The sequence below is a fragment of the Kitasatospora sp. NPDC043949 genome, assembly GCF_056435365.1.
This window is the reverse complement of the sequence record NZ_JBWKEQ010000013.1, coordinates 38,390-51,597: the sequence shown is the minus strand read 5'-3', so window position 1 is coordinate 51,597 and position 13,208 is coordinate 38,390. Positions and strand designations below refer to the sequence as shown.

At 71.1% G+C, this 13,208-nt stretch carries 10 protein-coding genes and 1 CRISPR repeat array; of the genes, 2 read left to right on the top strand and 8 right to left on the bottom strand.

Features of this window, described 5'->3' with window-relative positions; translation table 11 throughout:
- Window positions 1-256 precede the first annotated feature (256 nt).
- Window positions 257-1,015, bottom strand: coding sequence for a GntR family transcriptional regulator (locus AC07AL_RS13525; RefSeq protein ID WP_478317451.1), 759 nt, complete (start codon window positions 1,013-1,015; stop codon window positions 257-259).
- A gap of 670 nt (window positions 1,016-1,685) precedes the next feature.
- Between AC07AL_RS13525 and AC07AL_RS13520 the strand changes: the two genes are divergently transcribed.
- Window positions 1,686-2,201 (top strand): glycine-rich domain-containing protein, encoded by a 516-nt coding sequence (locus AC07AL_RS13520; protein ID WP_478317450.1) that lies wholly within the window; start codon window positions 1,686-1,688, stop codon window positions 2,199-2,201.
- Between the two features lie 238 nt (window positions 2,202-2,439).
- On the opposite strand, the gene AC07AL_RS13515 is transcribed toward AC07AL_RS13520, so the two are convergent.
- From AC07AL_RS13515 to AC07AL_RS13490, 6 genes are all read right to left on the bottom strand, one after another.
- Window positions 2,440-2,703: a helix-turn-helix domain-containing protein gene (locus tag AC07AL_RS13515; protein WP_478317449.1), complete on the bottom strand. Its 264-nt coding sequence runs from the start codon at window positions 2,701-2,703 to the stop codon at window positions 2,440-2,442.
- A 589-nt stretch (window positions 2,704-3,292) separates the two neighbouring features.
- Window positions 3,293-4,113: a CRISPR direct-repeat array (repeat unit 28 nt; unit sequence GTCGGCCCCGCGCTCGCGGGGATCGCTC).
- A 648-nt stretch (window positions 4,114-4,761) separates the two neighbouring features.
- The gene (locus AC07AL_RS13510; RefSeq protein ID WP_363588769.1) at window positions 4,762-5,532 is read right to left on the bottom strand and encodes a ricin-type beta-trefoil lectin domain protein; all 771 of its coding nucleotides are present in this window, start codon (window positions 5,530-5,532) and stop codon (window positions 4,762-4,764) included.
- Window positions 5,533-5,815: 283 nt separating this feature from the next.
- Window positions 5,816-7,645: a glycoside hydrolase family 15 protein gene (locus tag AC07AL_RS13505; RefSeq protein ID WP_363588771.1), complete on the bottom strand. Its 1,830-nt coding sequence runs from the start codon at window positions 7,643-7,645 to the stop codon at window positions 5,816-5,818.
- Between the two features lie 242 nt (window positions 7,646-7,887).
- Entirely contained in the window at window positions 7,888-9,264 is a 1,377-nt protein-coding gene (locus AC07AL_RS13500) for a M64 family metallopeptidase (RefSeq protein ID WP_363621531.1), read from the bottom strand.
- Window positions 9,265-9,422: 158 nt separating this feature from the next.
- Window positions 9,423-9,590: a hypothetical protein gene (locus AC07AL_RS13495; protein WP_363633465.1), complete on the bottom strand. Its 168-nt coding sequence runs from the start codon at window positions 9,588-9,590 to the stop codon at window positions 9,423-9,425.
- The gene (locus tag AC07AL_RS13490) at window positions 9,587-10,783 is read right to left on the bottom strand and encodes an FAD-dependent monooxygenase (RefSeq protein WP_363633463.1); all 1,197 of its coding nucleotides are present in this window, start codon (window positions 10,781-10,783) and stop codon (window positions 9,587-9,589) included. Before AC07AL_RS13490 ends, AC07AL_RS13495 begins: the two co-directional genes overlap by 4 nt.
- 178 nt (window positions 10,784-10,961) lie before the next feature.
- Here AC07AL_RS13490 and AC07AL_RS13485 point away from each other — a divergent pair, with 178 nt between their 5' ends.
- A complete protein-coding gene (locus tag AC07AL_RS13485; RefSeq protein WP_363588779.1) occupies window positions 10,962-11,681 on the top strand; it encodes a TetR family transcriptional regulator in 720 nt (239 codons plus the stop codon).
- Between the two features lie 139 nt (window positions 11,682-11,820).
- Here AC07AL_RS13485 and AC07AL_RS13480 read toward each other — a convergent pair whose 3' ends face one another.
- Complete coding sequence (locus AC07AL_RS13480; protein WP_363588781.1) at window positions 11,821-13,140, bottom strand: cation:proton antiporter; 1,320 nt, start codon at window positions 13,138-13,140, stop codon at window positions 11,821-11,823.
- Window positions 13,141-13,208 lie beyond the last annotated feature (68 nt).

Sequence of the window (13,208 nt, the reverse complement as noted above, 5' to 3'; positions counted from 1 at the left end):
CTGCGCGACACCCGGTCGGCCCCGCACACGCGGGATCGCTCCGAGCTTGCGGCGCTGCGGAGTCGGGGCGCCCTGTCGGCCCGCGCCCGCGGGGATCGCTCCGCCCCCGCTCGGCTTCGGCCGGGCGGGGGCGCTTCGTCGTTACGGGGTGTCGTGCGTCCACTGCCACACGCCGTCCGCGTCCGGCTCATACCAGGACCGTCCGTCGGCGTACCGGCCATGCCGCCACCGTACGACCGGCATCGGACCATGCAGGTCAGGAACGTGGGGCGCGCCCGTACTCAGCAACCCAGCGCGAGGTGAGCACGATGTCTGCGGTCTCAACTGGGCGCCCGGTGGCCTGGTCGTAGTAGGTCCGTTCAATTGCCATCACCGGGACAGCGGGTGCAACGCCGAGGGTCTGAGCCTCAGGTCGCGTGGCAGCCCTGGCACTCACGCGCTCAACGGGCACGCCCACGTCGATGCCGATGATCGCCATGCGGTCGGCGACGCCGATACCAGCGTGTGGACCGGCCTCGGGCAGGACAACCAAGCTGCCGCCAGTGGTGGCCATCGGTTCCCAGCTCTCTGCGAGCTGCACCGGGTCTCCGTCGGCCAGGTACACGTAGGTCGTGTGCATCACCGGATCGCCGGGCTGGATTTCCAGCCGGGCCGCGATGCGGGCCTCGGCGGCACGAGGCTGAGATTCGTGCCGCCAAGTACCGGCGACACCCTGTCTGGCGAGGGTGGCCTCCGTCGGGCCGCCGTCGCCGCGGGGTACGCGTTGACGGCGCACCAGGACGGTGGGCGGTTCCTGGCTGCGGACGTAGTAGCCGCGGCCATGGCGGGCGACGACCAGGCCCTCGGATTCGAGTAGCCGGTAGGCGTTCTGGCCGACGCCGTGGGAGTAGCCGAATTCCTCACGCAGTGCAGCGAGAGACGGCAACTGGGCTCCGGCTGCGAGCTGGCCGGTGAGGATCCGTTCGCGGATGTGGTCTGCGATGCGGAGGTAGGGGGATTCGGCGTCGCCTGCCATGCATGTCCTCCTACGTTCCGTGCTCGGTGGGTGACAGAGTATGCGGCCAGGTCCTGCTGTATGTGTAGACCTAATCCTTACATGTACTGTGGGATCGGTGCAGATCGGCATGTGCGCAGGAGCCGTGAAGGCTGCGCTCGGTCAGGCCACAGGCGCCCACGTACGCGTTACGCGCCCCAACGCTGGAGTAGTGCGCCTGAGCGTCCCCGCGCCTGTCGACGAATCAGTCGAACGCTGGGCTGATGTCCTGGCCATCGTGCAGTCCTGCACCTCATGGGGATCCACGGACGCAACTGGCGCGGTGGTCGTTTGGGCCGAACTGGAGGAACCGCAATGATCGCCAGACCGGACGTCCCGTCCGGCATCGTCATCACTCTGGACACAGCCCGGGCCGGGCACTACGTCAGCGCAGAGTGCCAACTCGGCGTCCACCACGGGTGTCCCGGCGGCCTGTGGGACGAGTGCGGTGCTCGGGTGCTGGTATGCCTCTGCGGCCGATCGGGGTGCCCCTGCGTTCACAACCTGCCGAGCGGATCTCCCACCCGTGGCCCGAACCAGCCCCTCGCGATCAGGTCGAAACGCCCTGATCAACCCTCCGTCCCCTCCCGAGCCTGACGACGACGTCGGCCCAGGAGGTTGCACCACTCGACACACCGAGAGGAGCACTACCATGATCATTCCCGAACCCACCCCGGCGCTGGCGCCGCCCCCGACCGCTCCGGACCAGTTCGTGAGCACGGCGACGTTCGACTCCGCCATCTCCACCGTGCTCTCCAACAACGAGGGCATGGACGTCGCGATGACCACCCGGATCACCCGGGAGGCCATCGCGTTCGTGGTCGTGGGCGCCCGCCGCCCGCACCTGGCCATGGCGCCGTCCAGGATCGTGGACGAGGGCTGGCACGCGTTCCTCGTCCACACCGAGGCGTACGCCGAGTTGTGCGAGCGCGAGGGCCGGTTCGTGCACCACAGCCCGGGATTCGACCCGGGCAACTTCGACCAGGACATCATGGAGCAGACCCAGGCTGCCATCCGGGAGGCGGGCTTCGAGGTCGACCAGGAACTGTGGCGGCCGCCGACGGACGACAGCCTGGTGACCGTAGCGGCGAGCTGTCAGCACTCGCCCAGCTGTTCAATCAGGCCGATGAAGAAACCGGAGAAGCCCTGCACCAAGCCCGCTGAATAGCGGACTCGGAACGCGTAGGCTGCCGGCACACGAGCAGGAGGCATCCGATGGAGTGGATCGATCCGCGGTACGCAGACCTGGTCGCGTGCTACCGGCAGCAGGACTTCGAAGCTTTCGGGCCATTGCTCGAACGTCCCGACGGCGAGCCTGTACCCCCGCGGCTCGGGTTCGTCATGGAGCCGCTTCGAGACGAGTAGCAGCAGGTCAAGGCCCTGACCGGCCCGATGGCCGGCCAGGGCTACTCGTCGCGGACCAGGCGCCAGAGTGGCACGCCGATTGCCCGCGCGATGGCGCCGAGTTGGTCGAGCGTCGCAGGTGCGAGGCCGTTCTCGATCCGCCCAATCGTGCGCCGGTCAAGTCCGGCGCGCTCCCCAAGCCGCTCCTGCATGGGGTCCGCCTGTCGCCTGAGCGAGAGAATCCGGGCCCCGACGTCTCGCCGGTCGCGGATCTGCTGTTCGTCGGGTGGTACGGGGCAGGCACCCCTTGATGCCGACCGGATCATGATCAAAAGTCTGTACGATATGCCGCCACTTATAGAGCATCCGTTCGATAGGCTTGACCCACCGCAGCCCGAAGGGACCAGCCGGGAGCACACTCTGAGCGCCACCTACGCCATACCGGCCCCGCGCCCGCGGGGATCGCTCGCTGCGTGCCGCTGGCTGAACGAACTCCCGGCCATCGGCCCCGCGCTCGCGGGGATTGCTCCGACCTGACCCGGACCCAGCTGCTCACAGTCTCGTCGGCCCAGCGCTCGCAGGGATTGTTCCGCACATTGCCATCGCCGAACTCACGCTGCTGGCAACACACTTGCGTGGGCTGCTCTGCGGCAGACCCCCAACCCGCCCGGCGGACTTACCCCACAGCGCACCCAGCCAGCCCCTGACCTCGGGCAGGTACCGCTGCCAGCGGTCCTCAATCATCGTCTCAATCTCCACGCGCGGGTACGCTTCGGGGAGTCAGGCCACGACACTGACAATCAGCCCTGGGGCAAGGAAAGATGGCAACAACGCATCGGCTGTTCGACGGGACTTCTACCGATCGAACTGAACCAATCAAGCCCCTCAGCCGCTATTCACCGCAGGTCAGGAAGTATCGGCCCCGCGTTCGCGGGGATCGTTCGGCCGGCGCCACCTCGCGCTGGCCGGGCCGGGCATCGGCCCCGCGCTCGCGGGGATCGTTCCTGGCGGCTGTGCGTCCACCACGAGCACACCAGATCGGCCCCGCGCTCGCGGGGATCGCTCCCGCCCGGACCACCCTCCTGTCCGGCATCACCGATCGGCCCCGCGCTCGCGGGGATCGCTCGCGGCGGAGGAGGTCAACGCCCTCACCGGCGGCATCGGCCCCGCGCTCGCGGGGATCGCTCCTGGTCCCAGGGTTCGCGGTGGTTGAGGATGGCGTCGGCCCCGCGCTCGCGGGGATCGCTCCCGGCCGCTGGAGGTCCGACTACTTCCCCACGGGTCGGCCCCGCGCTCGCGGGGATCGCTCCACTCACCGACGCGCACGGCGGCACACCGGTTCGTCGGCCCCGCGCTCGCGGGGATCGCTCCCGTGAGATCAGCCGCCTGCTGCTGGCCGAGCTGTCGGCCCCGCGCTCGCGGGGATCGCTCCCGGCGACGGGACGGACCTGGTCTACGTCGGACGTCGGCCCCGCGCTCGCGGGGATCGCTCAGTGGGGCTCGACACCGTGACATCCCGTCACCGGTCGGCCCCGCGCTCGCGGGGATCGCTCCGCTGTCGGTCTACCGAGTCGGGGTCCGCTCGCGTCGGCCCCGCGCTCGCGGGGATCGCTCCCTTGCCCGGTGGGCGGGCTACCAGCAGGAGGGGTCGGCCCCGCGCTCGCGGGGATCGCTCTGGCCAGACCAGCGACACCTCCGCGCTCAAGTCGTCGGCCCCGCGCTCGCGGGGATCGCTCCAGGCCCGGCTCCCCGGCCCGCAGGCCGTTTCCGCCTCGCGCCTCCGGGTGGGGGTTGTCGGCATCAGGGGGATCTTGGTCGGCTCGCTACCTGGGCGACGGCTTCCGGCCCTCCCGGCAGTTGGGGGGATGCCGTCGTCGGTGGAGGCCAGGACTTTCTGGTGCTGCTCCTTCGTCCCGTGTGCCACGTTCGCGTGGTCCTTGGTCGACGGGAACGCCCGGTTGACCTTGGGGCATGCCGTCGTATCCCGCTAGTTCTGGTGCTCGGTCAGTCATGGGCCCGGATTCGGGCCCATGGCGTGATCTCTGGGGAGACATCCGGGTCTTCGGAAGCCGCCATGGTGCCCACACGGGCTCAATCGAACGCGTGCTTCTCTCTCCTTCGGAAAGGTGTCGACCTCCAGGTCGGGGTATGACACCCCCGTCGCCAGCGTGGGCAACTGGCTTATAGGCGAGACTATTTGTGGCCGACAAGAGGTGGTCCCGTTGTGCGGTATGCCGCACAACGGGACCACCGGCCACCAGCAGCCGAGCTGTCAGCGGGAATCCAGCTTCCGGACCCCGTGGCTCCGGAGGTGGGATTCGAGGGGCCCCCTCGGGCCGGCCGTGGGGGGCGCTCACGGCCGGCCCGGTCATGCGGGTGGGGGGTCAGTGCGGGAGGTTCCACTTCTGGTTGTCGGCGCCGTTGCAGTCCCAGATGCCGAGCTGGTTGCCGTTGTTGGTGGCGAAGCCCAGGTCGTCCAGGCAGCGGCCGGACTGCGGGTTGAGCAGCGAGCCGTCGGACTGGGCCTTCCACTGCTGGGCGCCGCCGCCGTTGCAGTCGTAGAGCTGGATCATGGTGTGGTTGGCGGTGCCGCCGCCCTGCACGTCCATGCACTTGCCCAGGGCGCGCAGCGTCCCGTCCACCCCGACGGTCCACTTCTGGGCGTTCGTGCCGTTGCAGTCGTAGATCTGGACCGCGGTGCCGTTCTTGTTCTCGCCGCCCTGGACGTCGATGCACTTGCTCGCGTAGCCGCTGATCTGGCCCTGCGGCCCGGAGACCGGCGGCGGCACCGTCCCGAGGAAGACGACCTGCGGGAACATGACGGTGTCGCCGAAGTTGCACATGGCGGTGCTCATCCCGCTGCCGACGACGGCTCCGCCGATCGCCATGCGCATGTACGGGCCGGTGTGGTTGACGTAGTACTGGCACTGCGCCTGCACGCGCCAGATCTGCAGGGGGCTGATGTCCGTACAGGTTCCGATGACCTGGCCGCCGCCGGTGGCGATGGCGTTACACCCGCCGGCCAGCGACGCGCCCGAACTCGACTGCTCCGCCTGGGCGGTGGCGGGCGCAGCTTGGCGCGCGGCGGCGGATGCGGCCTGGGCGGTGGCGGGGACGGTGAGTGCCGCGGCGGAGGCCAGCAGCGTGGTCATCATGACAACAGCGGTACGGCGCATGAGGGTTGGACCCTTTCCGTGATGACAGGGTGATGGCACTGCTCAGATGTTGCGCAGGTTTGGTCATGAGCATTGCAGTGCCACCTGGGGCCGTCAACGGATGTGAGCCGACAAGATGTCGCCATTCACCTCAGCTCATCCGCGACCTGCTCGTTCCCGCCGAACGGGAACCGGACGGGAGCCGAACGGGAACCGGACGGGAGCCGGACAGCAGCAGAAAGGGAGCCGAACAGGGGCTGGATCCAGCCGAATTGACGCAATCTCAGCCCAGCGCGCGGTCGAGGTTGAAGGCCGCGCTGATCAGCGACAGGTGAGTGAAGGCCTGCGGGAAGTTGCCGAGTTGCTCGCCGGTCGGGCCGATCTCCTCGGCGAACAGCCCGAGGTGGTTGGCGTAGGTGAGCATCTTCTCGAAGGCGAGCCGGGCCTCCTCCAGGCGGCCGGCGCGGGCCAGTGCCTCCACGTACCAGAAGGAGCAGATCGAGAAGGTGCCCTCCGAGCCGCTCAGGCCGTCCGGGCTGGTGGCCGGGTTGTAGCGGTAGACCAGGGAGTCGGAGACCAGGCCCTTGGTGAGCGCGTCCAGGGTGGAGAGCCACTTGGGGTCGGTGGGCGAGATGAATTTGGCCATCGGCATCATCAGCAGCGAGGCGTCCAGCTCGCCGTCGTCCAGGGACTGGACGAACGCGCCCAGCTCGCTCGACCAGCCGCGCCGCATGATCTGGTGGTAGATCGCGTCCCGGGTCTGCCGCCAGCGGGGCAGGTCGGCCGGCAGGCCGCGGCGGTTCGCCATCCGGATCGCCCGCTCCAGCGCCACCCAGCACATCAACCGCGAGTACACGTAGTTCCTGCGGCCCCCGCGGGTCTCCCAGATGCCCTCGTCGGGCTGGTCCCAGTGGTCGCAGAGCCAGTCCGCCACCATGCCGACGTCCTCCCAGCCGTCGCTGCTGATCGGCTGCCCCCACTTGTCGTACAGGTAGATGGAGTCGATCATGGCTCCGTAGATGTCCAGCTGGAGCTGGCCGGTGGCGGCGTTGCCGACCCGGACGGGTGCGGAGCCCAGGTGGCCCTCCAGGTGCGGCAGCGCGTACTCGGGCAGCTCGGTGCGCCCGTCGATGCCGTACATGATCTGCAACGGGCCGTTCGCGGCGGTGTCGCGCATGCGCTCGAAGAGGAAGCCCATGAACGCCTCGGCCTCCGAGGTGAACCCGAGGCGCAGCATGGCGTAGACGCAGAAGGCGGCGTCGCGGACCCACATGTACCGGTAGTCCCAGTTGCGCTCGCCGCCGACCTGCTCGGGCAGGCTGGTGGTGGGTGCGGCGACGATCGCGCCGGTCGGCGCGTAGGTGAGCAGCTTGAGCAGCAGGGCGGAGCGGTGGACCATCTCCCGCCACCGCCCCTGGTAGCGCGACCCGGCCAGCCAGTGGCGCCAGAACCGGACGGTCGCCTCGAACTGCTCCTCCGCCTCGGCGCGCGGACACGACCGGGCCGGGACGTCGTCGCCGATCTGGTCGAGGGCGAACACGACGGAGTCGCCCTCCAGGAGCTTGAAGTGCGACCACACGTCCAGTCCGTCGGTCTCCAGCGGCGCGGTGGCGGTCAGCGCGAGCGTGAGCGACGGGGAGCGGAAGACCGCGACGTGGCCTTCGAGGGACACGGTGTGCGCCTCGGCGCCGTAGCCGAAGCGCGGGGCGATCCGCGCCCGGAACGGGAGGATTCCCCGGACGCAGACCAGCCGGCGGATCAGCCGGTGCCGGGCGACCTCGGGCGACTCGTCGGCCACGGGCATGAAGTCCTGGATCTCCGCCACGCCGTCCGCGGCGAAGAAGCGCGTGATCAGCACGTTCGTGTCGGGGAAGTAGAACTGCCGGGTGCGGGTCGGGACGTCCGCGGCCAGCTCGAACGATCCGCCCCGGTCCGCGTCGAGGATGGCCCCGAACACGCTGGGCGCGTCGAAGCGCGGACAGCAGTACCAGTCGATGGTGCCGTTCGTGCCGACCAGGGCGGTCGTCCGGAGGTCGCCGATCAGGCCGTGCTCAGAGATCGGCAGGTACCGGCCGCTGTCCGCCTGCTCGAACCCCGTCGTGTCGAACGCCATGCCGACCTCCCCGCCGCTGTGGCGCGGGCTTGGAGACGAAGCCTTCCCAGCCATGGTAGATCGCCGTCGGCATGAAGGCCGGGCCGAGCACCGGCCGGGCCTCGCGGGCCCCTGCCGGTGCGGGCCCGGCCGGGGCGACCTCCGGCCGGTGCGGCTTCCGCCGTGGGCGCGGCCCCTCCCGTCCCGGCCGGGCAGGAGGGGCCGGACACGACGGGCCGGGCACGACGGGCCACGCCCCGTGGTCAGCGGGTGACGCTCCAGACCAGGCTGCGGGTCAGCGCCGGGGTCAGGGCCGGGTCGATGACGGCCGAGGTGGGGTCGTTCGCGACGGCCTTGAGCTCGTGGGCGGCGGGCTTAGGGCCGGTGGGGCCGAGGTCGGAGACGGCGATCGTCTTGCGGTCGCGCAGGGCCGTCACCTCCTTGCCGTCGAGGTACCACCGCAGCTTGGTGCCGGAGACCGGGAGGTCGACGGTGAGGCGGTCGGTCGCGGTCAGCCGGGTGGTGACGGGCGTGGCGCTGGAGAGGGTGGAGGCGCGCCGGTAGAAGCCGGCGATCATCGCCTCGCGGCCGGGGAGGTTGAACTCACGGCCGAGCGAGCGCATCACCGAGTTGTCGGTCGGCCGGTTGAGGCCGGACGGGTAGTTGCTGGCGCCCTGGTAGGCACCGACCTTGCCGCCGTCGGGCGAGGTCTTGCCGAGCCAGCGGTACCACTTGGTCTTGTCCTGGCGCATCCGGTCGGCGCTCAGGGTGGTGATGTTGGGCTGCCCGGGCTCCGCGCCCTGGTAGGGCCCCGCCCCGTCGGCCCAGTACTCGTCCGCGAGCTTGCCCAGCGAGTGGCCGGTCTCGTGCACCGCTATCTGCCCGGACGCGCCGTTGCCGCCCGCCACGGTGGCGATGCCCTCGTACCCGAGCGGCGACTGGGTGCTGCCGTAGCCGGCGCCGCCGTACTTGGCGGTGTTGGCGACGACGATCACGAGGTCGGCCTGCGGGGCCTTCGCGGCGTAGGCATCGACGGCCTTGACGTCCACGCACAGCAGCCGCTCGATGGAGTTGCACCAGAAGTGCGAGCCGAGGGCGGTCTTGCGGACGGTGTTCTGCTTCGGGTCCCCGGAGACCCCCGACTGTGCGGAGACCGCGCCCACGGCCCACACGTTGAACAGCTTGCGGTAGGTGGCGTAGGGCTCGACGGCGCTGATGTCCTTCCACTTCGCCGCGGCGTCCTTGCGGAACTTGTCCTGCTCCGAGGCCGTGTAGCCGTCGCCGATCATGACCACGTCCAGCTTGCTGTCCGTGCTCCCGTTGTTGACGACCTTCGTGACGGCGCCGTCCCCGGCAGCGGCCCCGGCGGCGTCCACGCTCATGGACTGCTCGGCGACGAAGGGGGACGCCGAAGGGACCTTGGTCCGGCTGATGGCGCCGTCCTCGGCGAAGACCTCGACGTCCTGGTCGCCCGGGAAGGCGCCCGGGAAGGCGTCCGGGAAGGCGGTGACGGCGGCCGGGTCGGACGGCACGTCGACCGGCTCGGACGGGGCGGCGACCGCCGGGCCGACGCCGACGGCGAGGGCCGCCAGCGTCGTGACGCCGGCCAGGAGGACCGAGGTGAACCTGCTGTTGCGCAAAGGAGTTTCTCCGAAATCGATGGGCAGCGAGGGCCGGTGACGAGCTTTCCGGGACATGACGCGCGGTGCCGCACGGTTCCGCGCCGTGACACCGCCGCCCCCGCCAACACGGCCGCACCAGGCACGAGCTGACTGGGCGACATCGCCCGGTCGCCACCTCACCGGTGGATACGGCCGGTCCCCCACGAACGGTTCACACCGGCTGCCGCCATGGTGGTGACGGCGTCCTCGAAGTGGTCGACGACGGCCAGGCGGCCTGCGATGTCCACTCGTACGATGCCGCCTGCGCGCAGCCGGCCGAACGAAGGAAGATCGGGCCCAGTCATGAGTAATCCCCGCGTGTGGCACGGGACTTGAGCACACTCCCGGCCCGGGCTGTCGCGAGCACGACCGGCGACAGCCGAGTGGCCAGGTTCCTGGCCAGGATGCCGCCGCGGCCGGCCGGGACGAGCAGCGCGAAGGCCGCTCGTACGGACTGCCGGGCCTGGTCCACCAGCCCCCGGTGCGCGGCCTCGTAGCGGGCCAGGGCCGCGCGGTGGTCGGCGGGATCGGCGGCCAGGGCATCGGCCAGGCTGTAGGCGCCCGCCATGGCCAGGCTGGAGCCGCCGCCGAAGAGCGACACGCAGGACGCGGCGTCGCCGAGCAGCGTGACCCGGCCCCGCGACCACTGCGGCAGCCGGACCTGGCTCACCGCGTCGAAGTACAGTTCCTCGCTCTCGCGCACCTGCGCCAGCACCTCGGGCGCGCGCCAGCCCATCCCGGCGAACGCGGCGGTCAGCAGTCGCCGGTGCTGCTCGGTGTCGCGGTGGTCGAAGTCCGGCACGGCGGCGGACCGGACCATGAACGCGGCCAACGGCCTGCCGCATCCGGGATGCACGCAGAGAGCACGGCCCGGCGCGTTGTGGATCGCCACTTCCCGCAGGTCGCCCGCCGCCCCGGCCAACGGCATGGTGGCCACGTACATCCCCAGGTGGCGGACGAACCCGGACTCCGGGCCGAAGGCCAGCCGGCGGACGGCGGAGTGCAGGCCGTCGGCGCCGACCACCAGGGCGAAGCGGCGGGGGCGGCCGTACTCGAAGGTGACGTCGACACCCGCCTCGTCCTGGCTCAGGCTCGCGATCGAGTCGCCGAACACGAACTCGGCGTCGTCCCGGCTCGCTTCGTGGACGATCGCGGCGAGATCGCCGCGCGGCAGCTCGACCGTGTCGGCCCGGGCCGCGCCCGACAGGCCCCGCAGGTCGATCCTGCCCACCCGGCGGCCCGCGCCGTTGTAGAAGCCCACACCGGTCACCTGGGTGGCGGCCGCACGGAGGCGGTCCCTGATCCCCATCCGCTCGGCGACCTCCATCGCGCGACCGGCGACATCGACCGGGCTGCCGCTGGAGCGCACGGCCGCAGCCCGCTCGACCACGGTCGGCTGGAAGCCGTGGCGGGCCAGCCAGTGGGCGAGCGTCGGTCCGGCGATGCCGGCCCCGGAGATCAGCACGGTGCGATCGGCCGTCTTGGTCGAGGCGTTCATGGACGCTCCTTCTGTCATCGCCTGATCGCGTGTCATCGCCTGATCGCGGTCAGGCCGACTCGCGGCAGCCGTCGCCGGTCAGCGGTCGCGTCGGCGCTCCCGGACTGACCATCGGTCAGTAATTCGACGCTACGCCCTGACCGCTGGTCAGGCAAGGGGCAGCGACTAGGCTCCCCGTATGACTGCCGAGAACCCCGACACCCGGGCACGGATCCTTGCGGTGGCCCTGGAGGAGTTCGCCGCGCACGGCTACCACGCCACCTCGGTACGCGGGATCGCCGAGCGGGTGGACGTGACGAAGGCCGCGGTGCTGTACCACTTCCCCAGCAAGGCGGACATCCTCGGCGCGCTGATCGAACCGATGCTGGACGACCTGGACGCCGCGCTGGCGCCCACCGGCCCGCCGGATCCGGCCGCAGTCCGCTGGGCGGCGATCGAGGGGCTGCTCGACGTCTGGCTGCGCCACCGCGACCTGCTGCGGATGAGCCTGTACGACGCGGCGCCGGGCCTCTCGGGCCCGGGCTTCACGCGCTTCCGCGACGGGATGATGCGCGCGAACGTCCTGGTGGCGGGGCCCCACCCGGACTTCGTCGCCCGGGTGCGCGCCGCCCAGACGATCGCCATGCTCTCCGACCCGGTGATCCTGCTCGCCGACGCCCCGCCCGAGGACCTGCGCGCCTGCGTCCTGGCCGGGGTGCACCGGCTGCTGGACGGCCCCGAACCGCCCGCCGCCGGCCCTGGGCGCGTCGGCGGTGAGCGGCGCGGCCGACCGAGCGCGATGAGCCCGGCGATGGTCGACACCGCCCGGCGCCTGCACGCGGCCGGCCGCACCGCCGAGCAGATCGCGGCGGCACTCGGAGTCTCCCGGGCGACGGTCTACCGCCACCTGCCGACGTAGCCGGAGACACGAGAACCGCCGCCAGGCAACGGCTAATAATGAGACTTCATTGAGACACCGGAGGTCATCTCAGCGGTGATGCCGGTCGGACAGGCGCAGGAAGTCTCCACCCCACCGGTGCTCCGGGTCTCGCGGTGCGTCACGCGCCGCTGGCCTCCTCGATGCCCGATCTCGCGGCGGCGTCCTGCTGTTGACGGGGCAGAGCGACCGGCCCGGTCCCGGGACGGGCGTCAGGAGCGCGGATGAGGCGCCGCACGAGCGGGTTGACGGGCAGGGTCGCGGCGAAGGCGGTGACGAGGAGAACGGTGAACAGCCGGTCGCCGATGATGCCGAGGTCACGGCCCAGCGTCAGGATGAGGACCTCGCCGAGGCCCTTGGTGTTGAGCAGGACCGCCACCGTCGTGGCCTCACCGCGCGGCACGCCGATCAGCCGGGCACCCAGTCTGGCGCCGGCGAACTTGCCGCCCCACGTGACGACCAGGAACACCACCACCGCGACCAGGCTTCCGGAACCCAGCCCGCCGATGTCCACGGACAGCCCGGTGAGCGCGAAGAAGACCGGCACCAGCAGCGCCCCCGCGTGGCGCATCGGCGCCTCGACGGCGTGCCGCAGTTCCTCGGCGGCGTCGCGCGGCATGGCCAGCCCGAAGGCGAAGGCGCCGATCACGGCGTGCATGCCGAGCCACGAGGTGGTCCACGCGGACAGCAGGATCCCGCTGCCGAGGGTCAGCAGGACGAGCAGGGGATGTCCGTCGGCGCGGACCGGCCGGCGCAGCAGGCGCCGCAGCAGCGGGCGGATCACGAAGGCCATCGCCGCCGCGTAGCAGGCGAGTTCGGCGAGCGAGAGGAGGACGTGGTCCGAGCCGCCGCTCCGGGCCACGGAGGCGATGCAGGCGACGCCGCACCAGGCGGTGATCTCGGTGAGCGCCCCGCAGGCCGTGGCCATGGCCCCGGTGCGGGTCGCCTGCAGCTGGTTCTCCCCCACGATGCGCGCGAGCACCGACAGCGCGCTGGCGGACAGCGCGATGCCCAGGAACACGGCCAGCAGCACGGGGGACGTCTCCGTACCGATGAGGCGGGGCCACCTGGCCGCGAGGACGGCCGCCAGGGCGACCGCGAGGGCGAAGGGCACGGCGACGGAGGCCGCGGTGACCGCCACCACGGTGCGGACCCGCCCGTTCAGCTGCTTCAGGTCGAGTTCCCAGCCGACGGCGAACATGAAGAGCGCGATGCCCAGTTGGGCGATCACCGACAGGTGCTCACGGACCTGGGGCGGGAAGAGGACGTGCGGGAGGTCGCCCGGCAGCAGCCCGAGGACGCTCGGCCCCAGGATCACCCCGACCGCGATCTCGCCGACCACCACCGGTTGACGCAGGCGAGTGCGCAGCGGCGACAGGGCGAGCCCGATCAGCAGGATGGTCGCGATGTCGGCCAGCGCGGTCGAGGAGGAGCCTTCCATGGTCGTGCGCCTTCCTGGGAACGGGGACGTGCGCGGCCCGGGGGCGCGGCCCCTGCATTATCGGGAAG

Coding starts and splice junctions, on each gene's coding strand:
- AC07AL_RS13485 (WP_363588779.1), top strand. CDS start 10,962: ATGACTGCCGAGAACCCCGACACCCGGGCACGGATCCTTGCGGTGGCC.
- AC07AL_RS13505 (WP_363588771.1), bottom strand. CDS start 7,645: ATGGCGTTCGACACGACGGGGTTCGAGCAGGCGGACAGCGGCCGGTAC.
- AC07AL_RS13490 (WP_363633463.1), bottom strand. CDS start 10,783: ATGAACGCCTCGACCAAGACGGCCGATCGCACCGTGCTGATCTCCGGG.
- AC07AL_RS13480 (WP_363588781.1), bottom strand. CDS start 13,140: ATGGAAGGCTCCTCCTCGACCGCGCTGGCCGACATCGCGACCATCCTG.
- AC07AL_RS13495 (WP_363633465.1), bottom strand. CDS start 9,590: ATGACTGGGCCCGATCTTCCTTCGTTCGGCCGGCTGCGCGCAGGCGGC.
- AC07AL_RS13520 (WP_478317450.1), top strand. CDS start 1,686: ATGATCATTCCCGAACCCACCCCGGCGCTGGCGCCGCCCCCGACCGCT.
- AC07AL_RS13515 (WP_478317449.1), bottom strand. CDS start 2,703: ATGATCCGGTCGGCATCAAGGGGTGCCTGCCCCGTACCACCCGACGAA.
- AC07AL_RS13525 (WP_478317451.1), bottom strand. CDS start 1,015: ATGGCAGGCGACGCCGAATCCCCCTACCTCCGCATCGCAGACCACATC.
- AC07AL_RS13510 (WP_363588769.1), bottom strand. CDS start 5,532: ATGATGACCACGCTGCTGGCCTCCGCCGCGGCACTCACCGTCCCCGCC.